The organism is Micromonospora sp. WMMB482 (assembly GCF_019038635.1).
GTDB classification, from domain to species: Bacteria; Actinomycetota; Actinomycetes; order Mycobacteriales; family Micromonosporaceae; genus Micromonospora; species Micromonospora marina.
Genome location: NZ_JAHOPD010000020.1, coordinates 4,101,975 through 4,126,243, shown reverse-complemented (window position 1 = coordinate 4,126,243; position 24,269 = coordinate 4,101,975). Strand labels below are relative to the sequence as shown.

Annotated in this window: 21 protein-coding genes; 7 read left to right on the top strand and 14 right to left on the bottom strand. The window is 73.7% G+C overall.

Features of this window, described 5'->3' with window-relative positions; genetic code table 11:
* Positions 1-73 precede the first annotated feature (73 nt).
* Positions 74-1,948: a hypothetical protein gene (locus KSK32_RS20630; RefSeq protein WP_374226754.1), complete on the top strand. Its 1,875-nt coding sequence runs from the start codon at positions 74-76 to the stop codon at positions 1,946-1,948.
* Positions 1,949-1,961: 13 nt separating this feature from the next.
* Here KSK32_RS20630 and KSK32_RS20625 read toward each other — a convergent pair whose 3' ends face one another.
* Both KSK32_RS20625 and KSK32_RS20620 read right to left on the bottom strand, forming a co-directional pair.
* The gene (locus tag KSK32_RS20625; protein ID WP_216932673.1) at positions 1,962-3,746 is read right to left on the bottom strand and encodes a hypothetical protein; all 1,785 of its coding nucleotides are present in this window, start codon (positions 3,744-3,746) and stop codon (positions 1,962-1,964) included.
* On the bottom strand, positions 3,704-5,614 hold the full coding sequence (locus KSK32_RS20620; RefSeq protein WP_216932672.1) for a hypothetical protein: 1,911 nt from the start codon (positions 5,612-5,614) through the stop codon (positions 3,704-3,706). Before KSK32_RS20620 ends, KSK32_RS20625 begins: the two co-directional genes overlap by 43 nt.
* A 156-nt stretch (positions 5,615-5,770) precedes the next feature.
* Here KSK32_RS20620 and KSK32_RS20615 point away from each other — a divergent pair, with 156 nt between their 5' ends.
* Entirely contained in the window at positions 5,771-6,961 is a 1,191-nt protein-coding gene (locus tag KSK32_RS20615) for a hypothetical protein (protein ID WP_216932671.1), read from the top strand.
* A 355-nt stretch (positions 6,962-7,316) separates the two neighbouring features.
* Here the strand turns inward: KSK32_RS20615 and KSK32_RS20610 are convergent, their stop codons facing one another.
* From KSK32_RS20610 to KSK32_RS20590, 5 genes are all read right to left on the bottom strand, one after another.
* Positions 7,317-7,823 carry a GNAT family N-acetyltransferase gene (locus KSK32_RS20610; RefSeq protein WP_289256345.1) on the bottom strand — a complete coding sequence of 169 codons (507 nt, stop codon included), beginning with the start codon at positions 7,821-7,823 and terminating at the stop codon, positions 7,317-7,319.
* Between the two features lie 124 nt (positions 7,824-7,947).
* Positions 7,948-9,891 carry a 1-deoxy-D-xylulose-5-phosphate synthase gene (gene dxs / locus KSK32_RS20605; protein WP_216932670.1) on the bottom strand — a complete coding sequence of 648 codons (1,944 nt, stop codon included), beginning with the start codon at positions 9,889-9,891 and terminating at the stop codon, positions 7,948-7,950.
* Positions 9,892-9,949: 58 nt separating this feature from the next.
* A complete protein-coding gene (locus KSK32_RS20600) occupies positions 9,950-11,116 on the bottom strand; it encodes an anhydro-N-acetylmuramic acid kinase (protein ID WP_216932669.1) in 1,167 nt (388 codons plus the stop codon).
* A 79-nt stretch (positions 11,117-11,195) separates the two neighbouring features.
* Positions 11,196-12,434: a class I SAM-dependent RNA methyltransferase gene (locus KSK32_RS20595; protein WP_216936253.1), complete on the bottom strand. Its 1,239-nt coding sequence runs from the start codon at positions 12,432-12,434 to the stop codon at positions 11,196-11,198.
* Positions 12,435-12,472: 38 nt separating this feature from the next.
* Entirely contained in the window at positions 12,473-14,524 is a 2,052-nt protein-coding gene (locus KSK32_RS20590) for an APC family permease (RefSeq protein WP_216932668.1), read from the bottom strand.
* A 158-nt stretch (positions 14,525-14,682) separates the two neighbouring features.
* Here KSK32_RS20590 and KSK32_RS20585 point away from each other — a divergent pair, with 158 nt between their 5' ends.
* Together KSK32_RS20585 and KSK32_RS20580 are read left to right on the top strand one after the other, a co-directional pair.
* Complete coding sequence (locus tag KSK32_RS20585; RefSeq protein WP_216932667.1) at positions 14,683-15,348, top strand: TrkA family potassium uptake protein; 666 nt, start codon at positions 14,683-14,685, stop codon at positions 15,346-15,348.
* Positions 15,349-15,351: 3 nt separating this feature from the next.
* Positions 15,352-16,041 (top strand): TrkA family potassium uptake protein, encoded by a 690-nt coding sequence (locus tag KSK32_RS20580; RefSeq protein ID WP_216932666.1) that lies wholly within the window; start codon positions 15,352-15,354, stop codon positions 16,039-16,041.
* A gap of 4 nt (positions 16,042-16,045) precedes the next feature.
* Here the strand turns inward: KSK32_RS20580 and KSK32_RS20575 are convergent, their stop codons facing one another.
* The 4 genes from KSK32_RS20575 to dut form a co-directional block, all read right to left on the bottom strand.
* Positions 16,046-16,726: a DUF3159 domain-containing protein gene (locus KSK32_RS20575; RefSeq protein WP_216932665.1), complete on the bottom strand. Its 681-nt coding sequence runs from the start codon at positions 16,724-16,726 to the stop codon at positions 16,046-16,048.
* The gene (locus KSK32_RS20570) at positions 16,723-17,103 is read right to left on the bottom strand and encodes an OB-fold nucleic acid binding domain-containing protein (protein WP_030502986.1); all 381 of its coding nucleotides are present in this window, start codon (positions 17,101-17,103) and stop codon (positions 16,723-16,725) included. The genes KSK32_RS20575 and KSK32_RS20570 overlap by 4 nt, the downstream gene beginning before the upstream one ends.
* Before the next feature lie 172 nt (positions 17,104-17,275).
* Positions 17,276-17,896 (bottom strand): DUF3710 domain-containing protein, encoded by a 621-nt coding sequence (locus tag KSK32_RS20565; RefSeq protein WP_216932664.1) that lies wholly within the window; start codon positions 17,894-17,896, stop codon positions 17,276-17,278.
* Between the two features lie 25 nt (positions 17,897-17,921).
* Positions 17,922-18,419 carry a dUTP diphosphatase gene (gene dut, locus KSK32_RS20560; RefSeq protein ID WP_216936251.1) on the bottom strand — a complete coding sequence of 166 codons (498 nt, stop codon included), beginning with the start codon at positions 18,417-18,419 and terminating at the stop codon, positions 17,922-17,924.
* A gap of 85 nt (positions 18,420-18,504) precedes the next feature.
* Here dut and KSK32_RS20555 point away from each other — a divergent pair, with 85 nt between their 5' ends.
* Complete coding sequence (locus tag KSK32_RS20555) at positions 18,505-18,996, top strand: DUF3093 domain-containing protein (RefSeq protein WP_216932663.1); 492 nt, start codon at positions 18,505-18,507, stop codon at positions 18,994-18,996.
* 39 nt (positions 18,997-19,035) lie between these two features.
* On the opposite strand, the gene KSK32_RS20550 is transcribed toward KSK32_RS20555, so the two are convergent.
* Both KSK32_RS20550 and KSK32_RS20545 read right to left on the bottom strand, forming a co-directional pair.
* Positions 19,036-19,764, bottom strand: coding sequence for a hypothetical protein (locus KSK32_RS20550; RefSeq protein WP_254188309.1), 729 nt, complete (start codon positions 19,762-19,764; stop codon positions 19,036-19,038).
* Between the two features lie 292 nt (positions 19,765-20,056).
* A complete protein-coding gene (locus tag KSK32_RS20545; protein WP_013284790.1) occupies positions 20,057-20,353 on the bottom strand; it encodes a DUF4193 domain-containing protein in 297 nt (98 codons plus the stop codon).
* Between the two features lie 437 nt (positions 20,354-20,790).
* Here KSK32_RS20545 and KSK32_RS20540 point away from each other — a divergent pair, with 437 nt between their 5' ends.
* Positions 20,791-21,306: a LytR C-terminal domain-containing protein gene (locus KSK32_RS20540; RefSeq protein WP_216936250.1), complete on the top strand. Its 516-nt coding sequence runs from the start codon at positions 20,791-20,793 to the stop codon at positions 21,304-21,306.
* Between the two features lie 73 nt (positions 21,307-21,379).
* On the opposite strand, the gene KSK32_RS20535 is transcribed toward KSK32_RS20540, so the two are convergent.
* Positions 21,380-22,201 (bottom strand): inositol monophosphatase family protein, encoded by an 822-nt coding sequence (locus KSK32_RS20535; protein WP_216932661.1) that lies wholly within the window; start codon positions 22,199-22,201, stop codon positions 21,380-21,382.
* A gap of 286 nt (positions 22,202-22,487) precedes the next feature.
* Between KSK32_RS20535 and KSK32_RS20530 the strand changes: the two genes are divergently transcribed.
* On the top strand, positions 22,488-24,089 hold the full coding sequence (locus tag KSK32_RS20530) for an RNA polymerase sigma factor (protein ID WP_216932660.1): 1,602 nt from the start codon (positions 22,488-22,490) through the stop codon (positions 24,087-24,089).
* The last annotated feature ends 180 nt before the right edge of the window (positions 24,090-24,269 follow it).

The window sequence follows — 24,269 nt, the reverse complement described above, 5'->3', positions numbered from 1 at the left end:
CGGGCCGCCGCCCGGCCGTGACCGGCCGCGTGACGAACCGCCTGTACGATGGCGCGTCGTGGCCGTGCCCGTGGTGGACCCCTCGTTGAACCCCTCGTCCGTCGAGGCGAACCCCGTCGTGGCCGACCCGCCACGCCGCGCCCGTCGCCGGCCGGCCCGCGCCGATCTGCTGGCCATCGGAGCCTATGTGCTGCTCGGCGTTCTCGTCTGCCTCAACTACTGGGGCGACGTCGAGCACCGGGTCTCCTCGCACCTGCCCACCGACCACAGCTGGTTCGAGTGGCTGTTCGCCCATGGCGCGTACTCGGTGCAGCACCTGGAGAACCCGCTGTTCACCAGCCGGCAGAACGCGCCGGACGGGGTGAACATGATGGCGAACACCTCGCTGCTCGGGGTGACGCTGCCGCTGGCGCCGCTGACGCTGCTGCTCGGGCCGCAGGTGATGTACGCGCTCTACCTGGGCGCCGCGCTGTCCGCGACGGCCGCCACGTCGTACTGGGTGCTGTCCCGGCACCTGGTCCGGTCCCGGGGTGCCGCGTTCGTCGGCGGCGCGTTCCTCGGTTTCGCGCCGGGCATCGTGCACCACGCCAACGGACAGCCCAACTTCGTGTCGAACTTCCTGCTGCCGCTGATCGTGGCCCGGGTGCTGCGGCTGGGCGAGCCGGGCCGCTGGCGGCGCAACGGGCTGGCGCTCGGGTTGCTGGTCGCGTACCAGATCTTCATCAACGAGGAGATGCTGCTGCTCACCGCGCTGGCCTGCCTGGTCGTCGTGGTGGCGTACGCGGTGCAGCGGCCCCGCGCGGCCCGCGAGCGGGCCGGGTCGTTCGTGGCCGCGCTCGGTCTCGGCGGCGGCCTGGCGCTGCTGCTGACCGCGTACCCGATCTGGTTCCAGTTCAACGGCCCGCAGTCCTACCGGGGGTTGCAGGGTGGCGTCTTCCACAACTGGGGCGAGGACCTGGTTGCCTTCGTCACGTTCGCCCGGGACACGATCGCCGGGGACGAGGCGGTGGAGAAGACCATCGGCCTGACCGAGCAGAACACCTGGTTCGGCTGGCCGCTGGTGCTGGTGGCGCTGGCCGCGCTGGTACTGCTGGTCCGCCGCTCGGTGCCGGCCCGGATCCTGGCCGTGCTGGTGGTGGTGTTCACGATCGCCTCGATCGGCCCGGTGGTCCGGTTCAACGGCGCGGAGACCGACATCGACGGGCCGTGGGCGTACGTGCCGGACGACCTGCCGCTGGTCGAGATGATGATGCCGACCCGGTTGAGCCTGGTCGTGGTGGCCGCCGTCGGTGTGCTGCTCGCCCTGGCGTGGGACAGGCTGGCCGGGGCCGGCCGCCCGCCCGTGCCCGCCCCCCGCTCCGGCGACGGCGACGGCGACGGCGCGGACGACGCCGACGGCGGGACGGCCGCGCGCGGCACGCGCCGCCGGGTGCTGCGCCTGGCCGGGTTCGTCGCGATCGCCGCCGCCCTGGTGCCGCTGATCCCGCGTCCGCTGCCGGCCGAGCGGATCGACCCGCCGCCGCACTTCATCACCGCCGGCGGCTGGCGGCCGTACGTGCCGGAGGGCCGCACGCTCGTGCCGGTGCCGATCCCCAGCAACGTGCACGGGCTGCACACGCTGCGCTGGAGCGCGCTGACCGGGCACGAGTTCCCGATCCCGGGCGGATACTTCATCGGCCCGAACGAGCGCGGCGAGGGCGTGTTCGGCGCCCCGAACCGGCCCACCAGCACGCTCATCTACTCCACCATGGACGCCAACGAGGTGCCGGAGATCACCGAGGAGAACCGCCGCCAGGCCGTGGACGACCTGCGCTTCTGGCGGGCGTCGGTGGTGGTGCTCGGGTCCGGCCCGCGCGAGGCGGTGCTGCGCGATCTCATGGCCGCACTGCTCGGCCCGCCGCAGCGGGTGGACGACGTGTGGATCTGGGACGTCCGCGACCGGGTGTGACAACCGCCGCCGGTCAGCCGACGAGCGGGCGGACGTCCCACAGGTACCCGCCGGGCACGTCCCGGCCGGGGCCGACCAGCGCGTCCACTGTGGCGCGCACCGGGTCGCCGGGTGACGAGTCGGCCTGCACCAGTGCCGCCGCCCGCCAGTGCCGCAGGTCGTCGACCGCCTGCCGGCGTTCCGTCGCACCGACCGGCGGCACCCGGCCGGTCTCGGCGGCCCGGCGCAGCAGCAGCGACGTGGGCCGGTCCGGCGCGCCCCAGCGGGCGGCCGGGTCGCCGGCCGACCGCGGGCCGATGAAGTAGCCGCCCGGTGCGTCGAACGCCAGCGCGGTGCGCGCCGACCAGAACATGGCAGGGCTGACCGCCGCCCCGGTCACCGGCGGCACCGGCACCAGCGTCCGGCCCGCCGGCACGTACTCCCGCCAGCCGCCGCCGGACACCACGGCCGGGACCGGCGTGACCGGCACCGTGCGGATCGGCGTCGGCGCCAGCGGCAGCAGGGCGGCGGCGAGCGCGCCGGCCCACGGTGCCCAGGTGCGCACGGCGCCGCGCCGGACCCGGTCCACTGCGAGCGCGAGCAGCACCCCGAGCACCGGTACGCAGACCAGCGCGAACCGCGCCGGCACCACCAGGTCCAGCAGCGGCATGCCGGCGAGCAGGCGGTACGGGCCGGGCAGCCCGGTGTCGTGCCGGTTCACCACCACCGGGGAACCGAGCGACAGCAGCGCGAACAGGACGCCGCACGCGGCGAGCGCGCGGACCAGCGGCCGCCGCCACAGCCGCACCACCACGAGTACGGCCAGCAGCGGTAGGAACGGGCCGAAGAACGAGTTCTGCTCGGTCGGGTTCGGCGACAGCAGCCCGGCCCGGCGGGCGTCCCCGGCGACGCTCTGCCGGGCGGTGGTGGCGAACGAGACCACGTCCAGCCGGTAGCCCTCGGTGTGGAACGGCATCCCCCGGTAGTGGCCCGGCCCGGCGAACTGGAACCACAGCGGGTACGCCAGCAGCACGCCCGCCACCAGCGCGCCGATGCCCAGCCGGCGGGCCACCACTGGTGCCAGGCGGCGGGCGGCGGCCCGGTCGGCGAGCGCGTACGCCCCGGCCAGCACCCCGGCGGCCAGCGCCAGGAAGACCAGCACCTCCTCGCCGAGGAACACCTGGTACGCGACGGCGAGCCCGAGCAGCACACCGTCGCGCCGGACCCGGTCGGTGGCGGGGCGGAACACCAGCGCGAGGATCACCGGCACCAGGAACTGGGCGGCCATGTGCAGGTGCGCCCCGGCCTGCGCCACCATGCCCGGGGCGAAGCCGCAGAACAGGCCGCCTACCGCGGCGGCGGCCCGGGACCGGACCAGCCGGCGGGCGAGCAGCGCGTACCAGGCGGTGGCGGTGCCGGCCAGGCTGAGCGTCACGGCGACGAGGAAGGCCGCCTGGGAGCCGAAGACGACGGTGACCGGGGTGAGCGGCACGCCCAGCCCGAGCACCGACGTGTTCGCCATCAGGTTCACCCCGCCCGGGGCGTTCAGCGCGCCGCTCCACAACGGGTTCTCGCCGCCGGTGACCGCGCGGGCGGCACGGGACAGCATCCACTCGAACAGCATCTGGTCGCCGGCCTGGTGGAACAGCCGTTCCGGCCGGCGCCACTGGCCGGTGGTGAGCAGCACGGCGAGACCGAGGTAGCCGGCCACCACCAGCACGTCGACCGGGCGGGGCCGGCGGCGGCGGGGCGCGGGGGCGGGGACCGCCGGTTCGGTCAGGCGGACCGGTCGGTCAGTTTCCGCACGTCCCACAGCCACACGTCCAGCTCCTGCCGTCCGGGGCCGACCAGCTGCTCCACGGTGCGGCGCAGCGGCTCGGCGTTCTGCTCGTCGCGCGGCAGCACCACCACCGCCGCGTTCCAGTGCCGCAGCTCGTCCAGGTAGCGACGGCGCTGGCGGTCGTCCAGCTTCGGCGTACGGCCGGTGGACGATACCTCCTGCAACATCTCGCCGATGCCGCTGGGCCGGCCGCCGAAGCGCCCGGGGTCGCCGGTGACGCCGTTGCGCGGCGCGAGGAAGTAGCCACCGGGGATCTTGAAGTCGAGGTTGGTGCTGGCCGCCCAGCGCATCGGGTCGGTGTTGCCCATCGCGGGCACCGGCACGGAGACGAGCGTCTGGTCCGGCCCGACGTACTTGCGCCACCGGTCGGCGGTGATGAACTCCGGCACCGGCTCCCGCGTCGTGACCCGCAACGGCATCGGCGCGATCGGCAGCAGCGCGAGGACCAGGCCCGCGGCGGTGAGCTTGCGGGCGGTGCGCCGGTCCACGCCGCGCAGCGCCCAGGCGCGCCGCACCGCGTACGCGAGCAGGATCGCCACCGTCACGCCGGTGATCAGGCCGAAGCGGGTCGGCACCACGGCGTCGAGCAGCGGCAGCCGGACCAGCAGCTCCCACGGGCCGGTGGCGATCTCGCGGTCCCACCAGGAGATCCGCTCGCCGAGGGAGAGCACGGCGAAGAACAGCCCGGTGGCGGCGAGCGCGCGGACGATCACGTCCCGCCGGAGCCACACCACGATGCCCACGACCAGCAGCGACAGGCTCCAGCCGAAGAACGCGTTCTCCTCCGAGTAGTTCGGCGCGAGGTTGACGTTGGCGCGTTCGTTGCCGCCGAACGTGGGCGAGCCGGGCGCGAAGAACGCGGCGATGTCGTTGCCGTAGTCGCGCACCGCGTCGCTGAGCCCGTGGTACGCCATCGGGCCGGCGAACTGCACCCACAGCGGGTACGCCAGCAGCGCCCCGGCCAGCGCCGCGCAGACCGCCAGTCCGGCGCCGAGTGGCCGCCAGGCGGTCGTCCACCGCTCGCGCTGCTGCACCACCACGGCGATCAGGAACACGCCCAGCGCGAGCGCGGTGAAGAGGAGGATCTCCTCGTTGATGAACGCCTGCGCGGTGACCAGCAGCGCCAGCAGCACACCGTCGCGGACCGGCCGGGCCGACCGGGTCAGCACCAGCACCCGCCACACGATGAACGGCAGCAGGAACTGGCTGATGATGTTCGGGTGCCAGTTGGCGTGCGACAGCATGGCCGGTGAGAAACCGCAGAACCAGGCCGCCACGGCGGCGGCCGGGCGGTGCCGGACCAGGTGCCGGGACAGCACCCGGTACCAGGCGGCGGCCGTGCCGGCCAGGCCGAGCGTGACCAGCGTGACGAAGGTGACCGCCGGTCCGAACAGGAGGGTCACCGGCACCATCGGGATGCCCAGCGCCAGGATGGCGGTGTTCGCCATCAGGTTGACGCCGTCGGGGTAGTTGAACTGCTCGGTGAAGAACGGGAACTCGCCGTGCAGCACCACCCGTACCGAGTGGGCCAGGAAGAACTGCACCTGCGCCGGGTCGCTGCTGTAGAGCGCGGCCACCCGCCCGGCCGGGTCGGCCCAGATGCCGCTGGTGACCCAGATCGCGGCGAGCAGGAATCCGCCGTACACGGTGAGGTCGATCCGGCGGCGGGTCCACCGCCACCGGCGCGCGCGCCGTGCGTCCGGCGCCTCGGGCGTGGCCGGCTCGGTGGTGGTGGCCGGTTCCGGCTCGGCGACGGGGGCCGGTGGTGGGTCCAGGGTGACGGCGCGGTGGCCCGCCGGGGCGGCGGCGTCCGGCGTCGAGGCGTCGCGGGTCTCGGCAGGCGTCACAGTCGGCGGAGTCTACCGGAGCCGGATATTGATACCCGAATCGCGCATCACGTTCCGCAGTGGCCGGTCAGCCGAAAGGGTGAGCCGGGCGCGGCCGGGCGACCGGTCGTCTCGTACCATGTGGGCTTCCGACCGACGACCGGCGAGGGGATCAGGGTGCTTTCAGCCCGCCGAGGCGCTACGACGGGCACCGCGCTGGCAGCTCTGCTGCTGGTCACAGTCGGTTGCGGGCCGGTCGCCGATCGGCAGCCGGCGGACCTGCGGGTCGGCTACGACAGTCTCGACGGCACCCTCGCGGTGTGGCCGCCGCGCGGCAGCTTCGCCCGCGACGCCGCGGCGACCGCCGCGATCACCACTGCGGTACGCGACTGGCGCTCCCCGGTGGACGACCGGGTGCACGTGCCCACCTCCGGCATCCTCTTCTCCGGTCAGGTCGCCGGGTCGGCGCTCGCGCTCGTCGCCGCGGACGTGCCCGGCGAGGCCGCCTCCTGGCTGCTGCAACTCGGCCGGGACGGGCAGCGCTGGCGGGTCGTCCACGCCACCGAGTACACCGACCCCGGTTACCTGGTCTACTCCGACGTGCTGCCGGTGCGGGAACCCGACGGCCGCCGCTACCTCACCTCGGCCCGCGTCGAGCGGCTGACCGGACCCGACGGCAAGGTGCTCGGCGGCACCGACGGCGTCACCGACCCGGTCGCCGTACCGGACTGCCGGGCCGTCGAACTGACCGCGACGCTGCGGCCCACACCGTCGCTGCCGCGAGGCCGGGCCGCGGACCGCGTCCTCGACCTGGGTACGGCGACCGAAGCGCCCCGCTACCCCCTGGTACGCGACGAGACGGGTGCCGGCAAACGCGCGCTGACCGGACTGGACACCTGTGCGCTGGCCGGTGAGCGGGGCCCGTTCGGCAGCGTGCCGCGCCGTATCGGCGACCGCGAGGCGCCCCGCTCCGCGCCGGAGTCCTGGCCGATGGCGAAGATCGCGACGCGTTCACTCGGCTCGGTGGCCCTCGGTGACGGCGAGCCGGGCGAGTTGGAGCAGCTCAGCTGGGAGACGCCGGCCGGGACGATGACGGCTGTGGTCTACCGGCCGGCCGACGGCGGCGCCCCGGTGGCCTCCCCCGCCGACATGTCCACCACGCTTCAGGCGTACCACCTGCCGATGCCGGGCCGGCCGCTGGCGGTGCTGTCCTGGCGTACCCGGGACGCCTCGTTCTCCGCCCCGCCCGGCACGACCCGCCTGGTCGACCGTCCCGGCCTGGTGGTGGTCGACGACACCGACCGGAGGCAGACGTTCAGCCTGGCCGGCACCGAGAAGACCTGGTACCGCTCCCTCCCCACCCCCTGACACCCCACCCCGCCCGTCGCCACCCCGTTGATCATGAAGTTGACGGCGACAAACCGAACACCCAGCACCGCCAACCTCATGACCACCCGCCCCGCCCGGTGATCAAGGAGTTTGTGTCATCCGGGAGACCCTCCACGCACCCGAACTCCTTGGTCAACAGGGCGGGGCGGGGCCAGGACTGGTGCGACTCGGCGATCTTGCAGTTGGGGCCCCAGTCAACAGGGCATAACCGGCAATCTGGGGGCCGGAAGTGCAAGATCGACGGGGCGGGGCGGGGCGGGGCGGGGTGCGGGCTCGAACCACGCCGAGAGCCGGCGGACCGGGCGAGGCTGAGGGCTGGGCTGGGCTGGGCGGGCTACGGGTGGAACAGCTGCATGCCCAGGTAGGGGGTCTGGGCTGGGCCGGGGCGGGAGGTGCCGTCGGGGCGCCAACCGTGGCGGGTGTAGAACGCGCGGGCCCGGGTGTTGCGCTCCCACACCTCCAGCACGCCCAGCGCCAGCCCTTCGTCCTCAAGGTGCCGTACGAACAGCGCGTGCAGCGCGCTCCCCACGCCTCGTCCCCACATCTGCGGGTCGACGTGGATCTGGTAGAGCTGCGCCGTCGTCCGCGGATCCAGCTCGGACGAGTGCGGCGGCCCCATGGCCAGTACGCCGGCCAGGGCGCCGTCCACGATGGCGCATCGCACCTGCTTGTGCGCCGACGTGATCGCCGCCGTCCAGCCGTCCCGCTGCTCCCCGGCCAGCTCCGGGGTGAGGATCTCCCCGGCCGGCAGCCCACCGGCCCCGTAGTAGGCCACCCGCGCCCGGCTGTGCAACCCGACGATCCCCGAGAGATCCCCGAGCCCCGCCTCGCGTACCTCCACAAGCCCTCCCTCGACATCAGAGATCCGGCGATCTTGCGGTTGCGGCCCTCCCTGGTCGGGCGAAGCCGACATCAGGAGGGCCGCAAGTGCAAGATCAACGCAGGGGGCCAGCGGGCGGGGCGGGTCAGCTCTGGGCCCGGGCTCCGTTCGTGGCCGGGTCGACCGGGGCGGCGTCCAGGCCGGAGATCCAGCCGGTGACGTCGCGCGCCACGTCCTGCGCGGTCAGCCGCAGGTCGGCCAGGATCTGCGCGCGGGTGCCGTGCGGGTGCCAGTCCGCCGGGACGCCCATGTCTTTGACCGGTACGCGGACGTCCGCGTCGCGCATCGCCTGAGCCAGCGCGGAACCGACGCCGCCGATGCGCACGCCGTCCTCGACGGTGACCACGAGCCGGTGCGCGGACGCCAGCTCGATCAGTTCGGCCGGCACCGGGCGCACCCAGCGCGGGTCGACCACAGTCACGCCGTACCCCTGCTCGGCGACCCGGGAGGCGACCTCGACGCCGAGGCCGGCGAACGAGCCGACCGCAACCAGCAGCACGTCGGTACGCGCGGACTCGGCCAGCACGTCGACCGGGCCGACCCGGCGTACGGCCGGCAGGTCGGCGGCGACGGTGCCGGTCGGGAAGCGCAAAATGGTCGGGCCGTCGTCCACGGCGACCGCCTCGCGCAGTTCCTCGCGCAGCGTGGCCGAGTCGCGGGGTGCGGCGATCCGCAGGCCGGGCACGACGCCGAAGACCGACATGTCCCAGATGCCGTAGTGGCTGGGCCCGTCCGGGCCGGTGATGCCGGCCCGGTCCAGCACGAACGTGACCGGCAGCTTGTGCATCGCCACGTCCAGCAGGACCTGGTCGAACGCGCGGTTGAGGAACGTGGCGTAGACCGCGACCACCGGGTGCAGCCCGCCCATCGCCAGGCCGGCGGCGGAGGTGGCCGCGTGCTGCTCGGCGATGCCCACGTCGTAGACCCGCTCCGGGTACTTGCGGGCCAGCGTGGCGATGCCGGTGGGCTCGGCCATGGCGGCGGTGATGCCGACCACGTCGGGCCGCTCGTCGGCGATCGCGACCAGCTCGTCGGCGAAGACGTTCGTCCACTTCACCGACGGGACGGCGAGCAGCTTGCCGGTCTCGGCGTCGAACGCGCCGGGGCCGTGCAGGCAGTCGGCCTCGTCGTCCTCGGCGGGACGGTAGCCGTAGCCCTTACGGGTGACCGCGTGCACGATCACCGGGCCGCCGAAGTTCTTCGCGGCGCGCAGCGCCGCCTCGACCGCCGGCACGTCGTGGCCGTCGACCGGGCCGACGTACTTGATGCCGAGGTCCTCGAACATCGCCTGCGGGGCGACCGCGTCCTTGATGCCCTTCTTGACCGCGTGCAGCACCTCGTACATCGGCTTGCCGACGAACGGGGTGTTGCCCAGCGCGTCCTTGACCGTGTCGAGCACCTTCTCGTAGCCCGGGTTGAGCCGCAGCGACGACAGGTGGTCGGCGAGGCCGCCGATGGTCGGCGAGTAGGACCGGCCGTTGTCGTTGACCACGATCACCAGCGGGTTGCCGGCGGTGGCGATGTTGTTGAGCGCCTCCCAGCACATGCCGCCGGTGAGCGCGCCGTCGCCGACCACGGCGACCACCGAGCGCTTCTCGCCGCGCAGCGCGTACGCCTTGGCGAGCCCGTCGGCGTACGACAGGGCGGTGGAGGCGTGCGAGTTCTCGATCAGGTCGTGCTCGCTCTCCGCCTGGCTGGGGTAGCCGGAGAGGCCGCCGCGCTGGCGGAGCTTGTCGAAGCCCTCCTGCCGGCCGGTGAGGATCTTGTGCACGTACGCCTGGTGGCCGGTGTCGAAGAGGAGCCGGTCACGCGGGGAGTCGAAGACCCGGTGCATCGCCAGGGTCAGCTCGACCACACCGAGGTTGGGGCCGACGTGGCCGCCGGTGCGGGAGACCTTGGCGATCAGGAAGTCACGGATCTCGGCGGCGAGGATGTCCAGCTGCTCGGCGGTCATCCGCTTCACGTCCTGCGGGCCGCGGACGGTGCCCAGCAGCCGACCGTGGTTGACCGTGCCCTCTTCAACACTCATGACCCGAGAGTCTATCGGCCGCGGAACAGTCCGCAGCCCGGCCGTGCATCGACCCAGGTCAGGCGTCCACCACCAGCCGCCGGGGCGCGGGTGGGCGCGGCGCGGCGACGGACGGGCCGGACGGGGTCCAGGAGCCGAGCACGGCGGCCCGGGACGCCCCGGTCACCGACGGCACCGCGCCCGGTAGCCCGTGCCAGGACAGCCAGCCCAGCAGCGCGAACGCGTACGCCTCCTTGGCCTGGGCCGGTACGCCCAGCTCGTCGGTGGTGCGCAGCCGCCAGCGCCCCTCCCCCAGCGCCGCCAGCCGCGCCCGGAGTGTGGGATTACGCACTCCCCCGCCGGCGGCCACCACCTCGGTGACCCGGTGCCGGTCGCAGGCGTCGGCCACGGTGCGGGCGGTCAGCTCGGTGAGCGTGGCCAGCACGTCGTCGGCTTCCACCGGCTCGCCGAGCGCGGTCAGCGCGGCGTCCAGGTAGCCGCCGTGGAACAGTTCCTTGCCGGTCGACTTGGGCGGCGGCGCGGCGTAGTACGGCTCGGCGAGCAGCCGGGTCAGCAGCGCCGCGTGCACCCGGCCGGCCGCGGCGCGGGCGCCGTCGACGTCGCAGGGCCGGTCCAGGAGGCGCCGGGCGGCGGCGTCCAGCAGCGCGTTCGCGGGGCCCACGTCGTACCCGAGGACGGGCGCGCCGGGCGCGACCACTGTGAGGTTCGCGATCCCGCCGAGGTTCAACGCGGCGCGGGGTGCAGCCCCGGCGGCCGGGTCGAGCAGCAGCGCGTCGAACGCCGGGACCAGCGGCGCGCCCTGGCCACCGGCGGCCACGTCCGCCGAGCGCAGGTCGTGCAGCACCGGTACGCCCACCCGGGCGGCCACCCGGGCCGGCGCGCCGAGTTGGAGCGTGCCCCGCACCCGGCCGTCCTCGACCCAGTGGAAGACCGTCTGACCGGGCGACACGACCGCGTCGGCGGTGCCCCCGGCCAGCTCGACACCGGCCGCCGCCGCTTCCGCGAATACCTCACCGAGCCGGTTGTCCAGCCGGCAGACCGCCTCGATCGTGGTGGCCGCCGGGGGCAGCAGCGCGGCGATCTCGGCCCGCAGGTCGTCCGGGTACGCCAGCTCCCGGTGCCCGAGCGGCCGCAGCCGCAGCGTGCCGCCGTCGGCGGTGAACTCGGCCGCCACCACGTCCACGCCGTCGTACGACGTGCCCGACATCAGCCCGACGATGCGCAAGGAAGGGCCCCTTCTTAACGGATCCGGTAGTGAAAGGGCCCCTTGTTAACGCGATCAACGCGCGGAGCCCGGGACAAGATCAACGCTGCGGGGGCAGGAACAGGCCCACCAGCTCCACGTGCTGGGTCATCGGGAACAGGTCGAAGCCGCGCAGCGCGGCCAGCCGCCACCCCACCTCGGCGAACGTGCGCACGTCCCGGGCGAAGGCGGCCGGGTCGCAGGCCACGTAGGCGACCGCGCGCGGCCGGGCGGCCACCACACCGCGGACCACCGGCGCGCCCGCGCCGGAGCGCGGCGGGTCGAGCACCACCAGGTCGACCGGTCCGGTGATCCGGCGCCGGGACAGCGCCGCCTCCACCCGCGCGGCGACCACCTCGACGGCGGGCAGGCCGGCCAGGTTCTCCCGGGCCGCTGCCACGCCGTCCGGCGCCGACTCGACGAGCGTCACCCGGGCGCCGCCGGCCCGTTCGGCGAGCGCGGCGGCGAACAGCCCGGCCCCGCCGTACAGGTCCCAGGCCGTCTCGCCGGGCCGCGGGTCGAGCAGGTCGAGGACCGCGCCGGTCAGGGCGTCCGCCGCGGCCGGGTGCACCTGCCAGAACCCGGAGGCGGGCACCGTGAAGGACCGCCCGGCCGCCGTCTCCCGGACCCGCTCCGGCCCGCTCACCGCCGCCGGAACCCCTTGCGCGTACGCGACCACGGCGACGTCCCCGCCGGTGCTGGCGACCGTCTCCACCGCGTCGGCGTCCGGCCAGCGGGCGCCGGTGGGCGGGAGCACCGGCAGCTCCTGGATCGCCGGGTGCGCGATCAGGCACTCGTCGATCGGCACCACCTCGTGCGAGCGGTGCTTGAGCAGCCCGGCCCGGCCGGCCGCGTCGACCGCGTAGCGGACCCGGGAACGCCAGCCCAGCGGCCCGCCGGGCAGCGCCTCGACGCGTACGCCGAGCGCGTCCACCTGCTCCGCGGTGAGGCCGCCCAGCCGGGTGAGCTGCTCGCGCACCACTGCCAGCTTCCAGTCGAGCTGGGCGGCCGGGGCGACGTGCTGGAGGTCGCAGCCGCCGCACCGGCCCGGCCGGGCGTACGGGCACGGCGCGGTGACGCGGTCCGGCGAGGCGTCGAGGATCTCCACCGCGTCGGCGCGGGCGAAGCCCCGGTGCAGCTCGGTGACCTCGGCCACCACCCGCTCGCCGGGCAGCGCGTGCCGGACGAAGACCACCTGCCCGCCGACCCGGGCCACGCAGTGCCCGCCCGGCGCGACCGCGTCGACGGTCAGCTCGACCCGTTCGGCCTCCTCCAGCCCCGGCCGCTGCGCCGCCGACACAGAACCGGACGACGCAGGGCCGGGACGCTCGACGCCGCTCACGACCGCTCCTCCCGCTCGGGGGACGGCGTGGACGCCACCGGCGGCGGCAGCGTGCTCTGCGGCGCCACCCGGGGGCCGCGCGCCGGGCCCCGGCTCAGCGTGGCGTCCAGCCGGTCCAGGTTCTTGCTGGCGGTCGAGGCGAGCTGCCAGGGCACGCTGGTCACCATCACGCCCGGCTCGAACAGCAGCCGCCCCTTGAGCCGCAGCGCGCTCTGGTTGTGCAGCAGGTTCTCCCACCAGCGCCCCACCACGTACTCCGGAATGAAGACGGTGACCACGTCGCGCGGCGACTCCCGGCGCACCGACGCGACGAAGTTGAGGATCGGGCGGGTGATCTCCCGGTACGGGGAGTCGATCACGGTCAGCGGCACCGGCAGCTCACGGCGCTCCCAGTCGGCCTGGAGGTCGCGGGTGTCCTGCTCGTCCACGTTCACGGTGACGGCGGTGAGCGTGTCCGGGCGGGTGGCGCGGGCGTACGCGACGGCCCGGAGGGTCGGCTTGTGCAGCTTGCTCACCAGCACGATGGCGTGGTTGCGGGCGGGCAGCACGCCCCGCTGCTCGGTCGGCTCCAGTTCCTCGGCGACCCGGTCGTAGTGGCGGCGGATGCCGAGCATCACCACGTACATCACTGCCATCGCGACGATCGCGATCCAGGCGCCGAGCAGGAACTTCGTGGCCAGCACGATGATCAGCACCACGCCGGTCATGGCCATCCCGAAGGTGTTGATCGCCCGGGAGCGGATCATCCGGCGGCGCGCCTCCGGATCGCGCTCGTTGCGCAGGTGCCGGTTCCAGTGCCGGATCATGCCGGCCTGGGAGAGCGTGAACGAGACGAACACCCCGACGATGTAGAGCTGGATCAGCTTGGTCACCTCGGCCTGGAAGCCGACGATCAGCACCACCGCGAAGACGGCCAGGAAGAGGATGCCGTTGGAGAACGCCAGCCGGTCGCCGCGGGTGTGCAGCTGGCGGGGCAGGTAGCGGTCCTGGGCGAGGATCGAGCCGAGCACCGGGAAGCCGTTGAAGGCGGTGTTGGCGGCGAGGAACAGGATCAGCGCGGTCATCCCGGCGACCACGTAGAGCAGCACCGAGCCGCTGCCGAACACGGTCTCGCCGAGCTGGGTGGTGACCGTCTTCTGCACGTACCCGTCCGGGCCGGAGACGATCTGCGCGCTCGGATCCTCGACGAACTGCAGACCGGTGAGGCGGGCCAGCCAGATGATGCCGACGAGCATGGCCACCGCGATGCTTCCGAGCAGCAGCAGCGTGGTCGCGGCGTTCTTCGACTTCGGGCTCCTGAACGCCGGTACGCCGTTGGAGATCGCCTCGACGCCGGTGAGTGCGGCGCAGCCGGAGGAGAACGTGCGCAGCAGCAGGAACACCAGCGCGAATCCGGTGACGCTGTGCTCGGCCTGGATCTCCAGGCCGGCGCTCGGCGCGCGCAGGTCGTCGCCGAGCACGAAGATGCGGACCAGCCCGGTCAGCAGCATGCCGCCGATCACGATCACGAAGCCGTACGTGGGGATGGCGAAGGCGTTGCCCGACTCGCGCAGGCCGCGCAGGTTGATCGCGGTGAGCAGCACGACCGCGGTGACCGCGATGAGCACCTTGTGGGTGGCCACGAACGGCACCACCGAGCCGAGGTTCGCCACGCCGGAGGAGACCGAGACGGCGACGGTGAGCACGTAGTCGACGAGCAGCGCGCTGGCCACCGCGAGGCCGGCCTTGGGACCGAGGTTGACCGTGGCCACCTCGTAGTCGCCGCCGCCGGAGGGGTAGGCGTGCACGTTCTGCCGGTAGCTCGCCACCACGGTCAGCATGACCACGACGACCGCGAGCGCGACCCACGGCGAGAAGAAGTACGCCGAGGCGCCGGCGATGGACAGCGTCAGGAGGATCTCGTCCGGCGCGTACGCCACGCTGGAGAGCGCGTCGGAGGCGAAGACCGGCAGCGCGATGCGCTTCGGCAGCAGCGTGTGCTGCAGGCGGTCGGACCGGAACGGTCGACCGAGGAGGAGTCGCTTCAGCAGCGAGGTGGGTCGGGCCACAACCGCCAAGCGTACGACCACCGCGTCCACGGCGCGGGGGTGGTCGATCTCCCCCGCGTGCGGCCACGCGGTACGGTTCGGTCCCCCGTCCCCTAGCGGGACGTGGCAGGCTCGCAGACGACGGGTCGGCTGGCGGCGCCGTGGGAGGAGCGGACACCGTGCATGTGGTGATCATGGGCTGTGGCCGGGTCGGGTCGACCCTGGCACACAGCCTGGAGTCGCGGGGACACTCGGTGGCGGTGATCGACCAGGACGCGGACGCGTTCCGCCGTCTCGGGCCCGACTTCGCCGGCATCACCGTCACCGGCGCGGGTTTCGACGGCGAGGTGCTGCGTCAGGCGGGCATCGAGCGGGCCGACGCGTTCGCGGCGGTGTCCAGCGGCGACAACTCCAACATCATCTCGGCCCGGCTGGCCCGGGAGACGTTCGGCGTGTCCCGGGTCGCGGCCCGCATCTACGACCAGCGCCGCGCCCAGGTCTACGAGCGGCTCGGCATCCCCACCGTGGCGACCGTCCGGTGGACCGCCGACCGGATGCTGCGTCACCTGGTCCCCGAGGGCAACGTGGAGATCTTCCGTGACCCGACGAGCACCATCTCGATCATCGAGGTGCCGGTGCACAAGGACTGGATCGGCCGGCCGCTCAAGCAGCTGGAGCAGACCGTCGGCGCGCGGGTGGCCTATCTGAACCGGTTCGGGATCGGCACGCTGCCCACCGCCTCCACGATGATCCAGGAGGGCGACCAGGTCTACATGCTGGTGACCGACGACATCAACGGCCCGGTCACGTCGGTGGCGGCGGCGCCGCCGGAAGGGGGGCACTGAGCCATGCGGATCGCCATCGCCGGCGCCGGCAACGTGGGCCGCTCGATCGCCCAGGAGCTGATCGACAACGGCCACCAGGTGATGCTGATCGAGCGGCAGCCGAAGATGTTGCGGCCCGACCGGGTGCCGGCCGCCGACTGGGTGCTCGCCGACGCGTGCGAGCTGGCCAGCCTGGAGGAGGCCAACGTGGCCGGGTGCGACGTGGTGGTGGCCGCCACCGGCGACGACAAGGTCAACCTGGTGGTGTCGCTGCTGGCCAAGACCGAGTTCGCGGTGCCCCGTGTGGTGGCCCGGGTCAACCGGGCGGAGAACGAGTGGTTGTTCACCGAGCAGTGGGGCGTGGACGTCGCGGTCAGCAAGCCGCGGGTGATGGCGGCGCTGGTCGAGGAGGCGGTCACCGTCGGCGACCTGGTCCGGTTGATGACGTTCCGCCAGGGTGAGGCGAACCTGGTCGAGATCACGCTGCCGCCGACCGCGCCCTACGTGGGGCAGCCGATCCACGCGGTGCCGATCCCCCGGGACGCGGCGCTGGTGGCGGTGGTACGCGGCAAGCGGGTGCTGGTGCCGACCCCGGACGACTCGATCGAGGCCGGCGACGAGCTGGTGTTCGTCTGCACCGCGGCGGTGGAGGACGACGTGCGCGCGGTGATCCTCGGCCCGGCCAGCGCGGACCGGCACCGGGACCGCTCCTGAGGCGTCAGGAGCCGGGCAGCGGGGTGGGTGCGGGCTCCCGGGTGACCCGGCGCACCACCCAGACCGTGATCAGCAGGAGCAGCGCGTACGGCGGGTAGCCCAGGGCGAGCCGGGCCACGCCGAGCGCGGTGTCCTGGTGGGCCAGGTAGAGCCCGGCCTGCACGCCGACCTTGGCCAGCCACACCACGCCCCAGAGCACGGTGAGCTGGGTGAAGGTGCGCACCAGCTTCGGGTCGCCGCGCCACTCGGAGCGGCCCTTGGCCACCAGCACCGACCAGATCCAGCCGACCAGCGGCTGCCGGATCGCGGCCGACAGCAGCAGCGCCAGGCCGTACCCGATGCCGTAGAGGATGCCCGGCAGGTAGAAGTCGCGCTCGTCGCCGGTGCGCAGCGCCAGCAGCGCGCCGATGCCCACGCCGAACAGCCCGTTGACCGCGTGCCGCACCGGCTTGCGCTGGGCCAGCCGCAGCCCGGCGATCAGCAGCGCCACCGCCACCGAGGCGTACACGGCGGGGCGCAGCTCGCCGATCACGTTGGCGACCACGAAGACCACCACCGGGATGCTCGACTCGACCAGTCCGCGCCATCCGCCGAGCTGGTCGGCCATCTGCTCGGCGAGGCTGGGCAGCCGCTCCTCGTCCTGGGGGCCGAGGCCCGACGGGGTGTGCTGCTGTCCGGTCGTCACTTCGGCGACTCCAGCTCGTAGTACGGGTTGTAGATCACCTTGCGGTCGTCGCGCACCGCCACCCGGCCGCGCGCGGTCAGGTGCCGGCCCGGCTCGATCCCGGCGATGTGCCGGCGGCCCAGCCAGACCAGGGTCACCACGTCGGTGCCGTCGTAGAGGTCGGCTTCCAGCGTCGGCAGGTTCGTGCGGGGCGTGTAGACGACGGTACGCAGCCGACCGGCCACCGACACCACCTGCCCCCTGTTGCACTGGTGGGCGGGTGTGCCGCCGGACTCGGCGCTCTCCCGGCGCAGCTCCTGCGCCTCGATCTCGGCCTCGCTCGCGGTGAGCCGGTGCAGGAGCCGCCGCAGCGACCCCCGGCTCTCGTCGGTCGTCATGACCTCCGCGTCACCCTCTCCACAGCGGGGCCCCGCGGGCGGCGGAACCGTCCCGCCAGCGTACGCGCAGTGGCCCGCCGGCGGGAGCGGCGTGTCGCGCGTACCGCCGCCTGCGAACCGGACACGCCGCAGGCCCGGCGCCGGTACGACGCCGGACCCGGGCACGTCTGGATCAGACCTCCTGCGAGTCGGCGGCCTGCTGCTCGGCGACCTCGCGGGGCAGCCGCAGCGGCAGCGGCTCGCGCACCGGCTTGGCCTCGTGGCCGCGGTCGACGACCAGGCCGTCCAGGCAGGCCGCGAGCGGCCCGGCGGCGGCCGGGTCGGTGGCGGCCGCGCCCTGGAAGACGCCGCGCACCATCCAGCGCGGGCCGTCGACGCCGACGAACCGCAGGTCGGTCGGCCCGTCCGGGGTACGCACCCGGGCACGCAACTCGGGCCCGCGCTCCCCCTCGACCTCCTGGGCGGTCGCGCCGTCGCTGACGAGCGACTGGCGGATCTCCTCGCGCACCTCGTCCCAGATGCCCTCGGAGCGGGGCGCGGCGAAGACGCCGAGCTGGAGCGCGTTCTGCCCGTGCACCAGCACGACCTGCTGGATCACGCCCTGCGGGTCGGCCTGGACCCGCACCTCGACGTCCGGCACCGCCGGGATCTGCAGACTGCCCAGGTCGAGGCGAGGCGCGTCGGGCGCCTCGCTGACGTCGTACGGCCCGCGGTCCGGCGCCGACGGGGTCTCCTCGGCGTCGAGGACCCCATTGTCACGCGCCTCGTCGGCCCGCTTCCGGGAGAAGATCACTGCGCCCACCCTCCGCTGTTCACACTCACCCTGCCACCTCTTCGCTCTGCCCGCCGGACGGCGCCGGGACCAGTCCGGCGTGTCCGCCGGTGGACCCGTGCCCGCCCGCGCCACGCCGGGACTCGGGCAGCTCGGCCACCGGCCGGAACTCGGCCCTGGCGACCCGCTGGACCACGAGCTGCGCGATGCGGTCACCCCGGCTGATCGTGGCCGGCGTGTCCCGATCGTGGTTGATCAGGTTGACCAGGATCTCACCCCGGTAGCCGGCGTCGACCGTACCGGGCGCGTTGAGCACCGTCACGCCGAGTCTGGCCGCGAGTCCGGATCGGGGGTGCACCAGCCCGACGTAGCCGTCCGGCAGCGCCACCGCCACGCCGGTGGGCACCAGGGCCCGGCCGCCGGGGGGCAGCTCGACGTCCGCGGCGGCCACCAGGTCCGCTCCGGCGTCGCCGGGGTGGGCGTACGCCGGCAGTGGCAGCTCCGGATCGAGCAGCCGCACGGGCACGGGTACGACGTCTGTCACGGTCATCCTCTTCCGTCCGGTCCTGCGGGGTGCCCCTGCCATCCTGCCGGTTGCCGGGCCGTCGGCGCGCCGTACCCTCGTCTGTGTGCGTCAGTCGTCATCTGCGGCCGCCCCGACGGCCACCGCCGCGCCGTACGCGGAGCGCCTCGGGCTGCCCTGGTGGGCCTGGCCGGCCGGGCTGGCCGCGGCCGGTCTGCTCGCGGTCGAGCTCTGGATGGGCGCGACCGGGGTGCGGGCCTGGCTGCCGTTCGTGCTGCTGATCCCCGCCGCGGTGGCCGCCCTGTGGTGGCTGGGCCGGATCCGGGTCGAGGTGCGTGACGGCGAACTGCGGGTGGACGACGCCCACCTGCCGGTGCGGTACGTCGCGGACGTGGTGCCGCTGGACGCGTCCGGCCGGCGCGAGGTGCTCGGCGTCGGCTCCGACCCGCTCGCCTTCGTGGTGCAGCGGCCGTGGATCGGCGGCGCGGTGCAGGTGGTGCTCGACGACCCGGCCGACCCGACCCCGTTCTGGGTGGTCAGCACGCGGCACCCGGTCGAGCTGGCGACCGCCCTGCTGGCCGCCCGCGACGCGGCCTGACGGTCCACCCCGGCCCGCCGCGTCCCGGCGCGGGACCGGTCAGGACGGTGCCTCCGGCAGGGCACGCGCGGTACGCCGCAGATCCTTGCGCAGTTGCTCCCCGAGCGCGCGGGTGGCCCGGCGGTTGAGGTAACCGGCCACGGCGGCGCCGGTCAGGAACGGCCCGAGGGTGGTGAGGTTGCGCCCGAAGCGGCGCATCAGGCTGTCCCGCAGTTCCCGGCGGGCGGCGGTGCCGAGCACCGCGCTCACCCCGACTCCCGGCATCATCGGGTTGATCCCCCGCTGGCTGGCCCAGGACTGCACGAGCGCCACGGCACGGCCGGTGCCGCCGGCCGGCAGCGGCACCCGGTGGACCTCGTGCAGCTCGCCGATCAGCTTCAGCTCGATCGCCACCACGGCGACCGTCTCGGCGGCCAGCAGGACGGGTGCGGTGAGCAGGGTGGGCGTGACCGCCCACTCGACAGCGGCGACCCCGCCGCCCGCGGCGCCGACCCCGGCGGTGGCGCGGGACGCGTTGCGGACCAGCCGGTCGGCGAGCGCCTCGTCGTCCAGGCCGGGGAAGTGCCGCCGCAGCGTGGCGAGGTCGCGGATCGGCACGTGCGGCGCGACCTCGGCGACCGTGTCGGTCATCCAGCGCACCGCCGCGCGGGGCTTGAACAGGTCGGTGATGCCGCGGGCGCGGGCCTGCCCGACCAGCCGGGTCAGCAGTTGCCGCCGGCGGGCCGGCGCGAGGTCGTCGGCGGTCAAGGCGGCGACTGTGGCACCCAGCTCGTCGGTGTCCGGGCCGCTCGGGCCGGGTGTCGTGTCCGCGCCGGCTGGTCCCGCGTCCGGTCCCGCCGCTGTCACGTCCGGGCCGGTCGGTGCCGGCCTCGCCGCCGGAGCCGGGGTCCGATCGGCACCGGTTCCCTCGCTGCGCTCGCTCACCCGTCCGCCCTCCCGCTCCGCGCGGCGTGGCAGCCGCCCGTAACGAGTCAAGCAGCTCCCGGCCGCGCGCGCACGGCGGCGGCTCGAACAGCGGCGGCCCCGTCGAGGAGGCCGCCGCTGGTGTCCCCGTCCGGGGTCAGACGCACTCGCGGCAGATCAGGTCGCCGTTGCGCTCGACCGCCAGCTGGCTGCGGTGGTGGACCAGGAAGCAACGGGCGCACCGGAACTCGTCCTGCTGCATCGGGAGGACCTTGACCGTGAGCTCCTCGTCGGCCAGATCGGCGCCGGGCAGCTCGAAGCTCTCGGCCACCTCGGCCTCGTCGACGTCCACGGCGCCCGACTGTGAGTCGACCCGCCGGGCCTTGAGCTCTTCGAGGCTGTCCTCGCCGAGGTCGACCTCGTCGCGACGCGGGGCGTCGTAGTCGGTGGCCATCGGTTTCACTCTCCAATATCGATATTGTCGCTGCCGGTTGTAACGCCGGACGACGCCGTTTCGGTTCCCCTGACCGGCCACCATCTCTGTCGGGCACCCGACCCGACGAGCGGTGGGCCGGGCTCGCCGGTGCGAAATGCCCCGGTGAGCGCGGAACCTTACCCCCCTGTGGGCGAGGCATGTATACCGCCCTCGCGGGAGAGATGTACGCCTCTGCGCCCGAAGTTGTTCCCAATGTGACTCAGGCGACACGAAGATAGGGGTAGTCCTACCGGTTCACCGCGTGGCGCGCCGGTATGTCGGACTGTTTCCACGCCTGAGCCGGACAAGCGTTAACCTCAGCGGCGTACTGGACGGCCGACAGGTCGCGGCCCGACCGCGTCGCCCGCCACCACCCAATCACTGTCCGGGGAGCGCCCAGGATGAGTTTTGCGCGAGTGCGGGCACTCGTTGTCGTCGGACTGCTGGCGGTCGTCGCCCTGGTCTTCGTGGTCGTCGCCGTGCTGAAGGACAGTCAGGGCACAGCCGGTACGGCGGCCGCCTGCCCGGACGGCTGGCCGCTGGTCGACCTGCGCCTGCGGGAACAGAAGGACGTCAAGATCAACGTCTACAACGCCACCGACGAGACCGGCCGGGCCGGCAGCGTCGCGGACGACTTCCGCAACCGCAAGTTCCAGGTCAAGAAGGTCGGCAACGAGAAGAAGGCGTTCGACGGCGTGGCCGAGCTGCGGTTCGGGCCCAAGGCCGTGGGCTCGGCGCACCTGCTGCGCGCGTACTTCCTCAACGAGGCCAACCAGAAGTTCGACGCCAATCGCAAGGACGACGTGGTCGACGTGGTCCTGGGCAACCAGTTCCAGCAGCTCGCCACCACGACCGAGGTCAACCAGTCGCTCGGCGACCTGGGCGCGCCGCAGGCCCCGACCGGCACCTGCCCGATGCCGGTCGAGAAGTAGGCGGCGGGCGCGACGACGGCACGGGGCGGCCTCCCTCCGGGGAGGCCGCCCCGTCGCGTGTTCAGGGTGCCGGTCACGGCCCGCCGGAGGCGTCCAGGTCGACCAGCCGGTCGTGCAGCGGCCCGTGCAGCGCCGGCGGCGCGGCGAGCACCAGGTCGGGGCCGGGCGGGCGGCCGGACAGGCCGGTCACCAGCAGCCCGGCCTCCCGGGCGACCAGCCCGCCGGCGGCCAGGTCCCAATCGGCCAGACCCTTCTCGTAGTACGCGTCCACCCGCCCCTCGGCGGCCAGGCAGAGGTCGAGCGCGGCGGCGCCCATCCGGCGGATGTCCCGGATGTGCGGGATCAGCTCGGTCACCACCCGCGCCTGGTGGGCCCGGCGGCCGGCGTCGTAGCCGAATCCGGTCGCGACGAGCGCCTGCCCCAGGTCGGTGGCGGTCGAGCCGTGCAGCCGCTGCCCGTCGCGCCAGGCACCGCCGCCGAGCGTCGCGGTCCACTCCTCGCCGGTGACGATGTTGCGCACCACGCCGGCGACCACCTCACCGGCCACCTCGGCGCCCAGCGAGACGGCGCAGTACGGCAGCCCGTACAGGTAGTTCACCGTTCCGTCGATCGGGTCGAGGATCCAGCGCACGCCGCCGGGGTCGGCGGGGCCGCTCTCGCCCGCGCCGTACTCCTCGCCCAGCACCGCGTCACCGGGCCGCCGCTGCCGCAGCGCGGCGACCACCTGCCGCTCCACCGCCCGGTCGGCGGCCGTGACCACGTCCGTCACAGTGCTCTTGGTCGCGGCCACCGAGACACCCTCGACCCGCATCCGGTACGCGGTGGCGGCGGCCTCCCGGGCCACGTCGACAGCGATCGTGAGCAACTCCCGCGCCGTGGGCGTCGAGGTGATCATGTCTCTCCCCTTCCGGCACGATCGGGACCGGCCGTCTCGTGCGCGGGTATCATCCTTACAAAGTCCACATCTGCGCCGAATCTGCGGTCCCGGACCGCAGGTCCGCCGTGCGGCGCGGGATGATCGCGGCAGACGGCGTTACAATTCACCCTGCCCACGCGCCACGGACCGCCAGCGACCGGACGGCCCGGGACACGGGGGTCCTCAACGACTCGCCCGGCGCGGCCGTCCCACGCTGCGCCGGACGACCCGGCCGTGCTCGCTCTTTCGCCTCCGGAAGGTCTTCGTGACAGATCCCCGCCAGACCGGCGCCGACGTTCGCTCGCTCACCGACACCCTGATCGCCCACGCGCAGAGCGCCGGCGGCCAGCTCACGTCGGCCCAGCTCGCGCGCACCGTCGAGTCCGCTGAGGTGACCCCGGCCCAGGCCAAGAAGATCCTTCGCGCGCTCTCCGAGGCGGGCGTGACGGTGGTGGTGGACGGCTCGGCGAGCACCCGCCGCCGCGTCGCCGCCGCCCGCTCCGCCACCCCGGCCTCCCGCGCGACCACGGCCAAGACCACCAAGAAGGCCGCAGCGCCCGCGCCGAAGCAGGCGCCCGCCGCCGAGGAGTCGCCCGCCCCGGCTCCCCGGAAGGCGACCGCGCGCAAGGCCACCACCGCCGACGTGGCCAAGGCCGCGGCCCCGGCGAAGGCGACCAAGGCGACCCGCGCCACCAAGGCCACCGTGGCGGCGAAGACCGCCGCGGCCAAGCCGGCCAAGGCCGGCGGCAAGGCCGAGGGCCCCGACGGGGAGATCGACCCGGAGGAACTGGCCGCCGAGATCGAGGACGTGGTGGTCGAGGAGCCGGCCGAGCTGACCCAGGCCGCCGAGGCCGACGCGGCCAGCTCCGCCACCGACAACGACTTCGAGTGGGACGACGAGGAGTCCGAGGCGCTCAAGCAGGCGCGCCGGGACGCCGAGCTGACCGCCTCCGCCGACTCCGTGCGGGCGTACCTGAAGCAGATCGGCAAGGTGCCGCTGCTCAACGCCGAGCAGGAGGTCGAGCTGGCCAAGCGGATCGAGGCCGGCCTCTACGCCGCCGAGCGGCTGCGCGCCGCCGACGAGGGCGAGGAGAAGCTGGTCCGCGACCTCCAGCGCGACCTGATGTGGATCTCCCGGGACGGCGAGCGGGCCAAGAACCACCTGCTGGAGGCCAACCTGCGGCTCGTGGTCTCGCTGGCCAAGCGCTACACCGGCCGCGGCATGGCCTTCCTCGACCTCATCCAGGAAGGCAACCTCGGCCTCATCCGCGCGGTCGAGAAGTTCGACTACACCAAGGGCTACAAGTTCTCCACGTACGCCACCTGGTGGATCCGCCAGGCCATCACCCGCGCCATGGCCGACCAGGCCCGCACCATCCGCATCCCGGTGCACATGGTCGAGGTGATCAACAAGCTCGGCCGGATCCAGCGCGAGCTGCTCCAGGACCTGGGCCGCGAGCCCACCCCGGAGGAGCTGGCCAAGGAGATGGACATCACACCGGAGAAGGTGCTGGAGATCCAGCAGTACGCCCGGGAGCCCATCTCGCTCGACCAGACCATCGGCGACGAGGGCGACAGCCAGCTCGGCGACTTCATCGAGGACTCCGAGGCGGTCGTCGCGGTCGACGCGGTGTCGTTCTCGCTGCTCCAGGACCAGCTCCAGCAGGTTCTTCAGACGCTGTCCGAGCGTGAGGCGGGCGTGGTGCGCCTGCGTTTCGGCCTCACCGACGGCCAGCCGCGCACTCTGGACGAGATCGGCCAGGTGTACGGCGTGACCCGGGAACGCATCCGGCAGATCGAATCCAAGACCATGTCCAAGTTGCGGCACCCCTCGCGTTCCCAGGTGCTCCGCGACTACCTGGACTGACCGCGCACGTCAACAAATCGTGCCGGTTTGATCACCAGCCGTAGAACACTGATCGGTGATCGGTCGGTTGCCTGTTTGTGATCGTTGACGTGGCACCCTTGGTGCACGGCACACTGTCTCCCACGCCAGGTGTGACCTCGGTCCCCCGCGGGCACACAGGGAAGGCAGGGCCCGAGATGG

Excerpts from the sequence above, each read along its gene's own strand:
- dxs (WP_216932670.1), bottom strand. The coding sequence starts at position 9,891 with ATGAGTGTTGAAGAGGGCACGGTCAACCACGGTCGGCTGCTGGGCACC.
- KSK32_RS20580 (WP_216932666.1), top strand. The coding sequence starts at position 15,352 with ATGCGGATCGCCATCGCCGGCGCCGGCAACGTGGGCCGCTCGATCGCC.
- KSK32_RS20570 (WP_030502986.1), bottom strand. The coding sequence starts at position 17,103 with ATGACGACCGACGAGAGCCGGGGGTCGCTGCGGCGGCTCCTGCACCGG.
- KSK32_RS20545 (WP_013284790.1), bottom strand. The coding sequence starts at position 20,353 with ATGGCCACCGACTACGACGCCCCGCGTCGCGACGAGGTCGACCTCGGC.
- KSK32_RS20535 (WP_216932661.1), bottom strand. The coding sequence starts at position 22,201 with ATGATCACCTCGACGCCCACGGCGCGGGAGTTGCTCACGATCGCTGTC.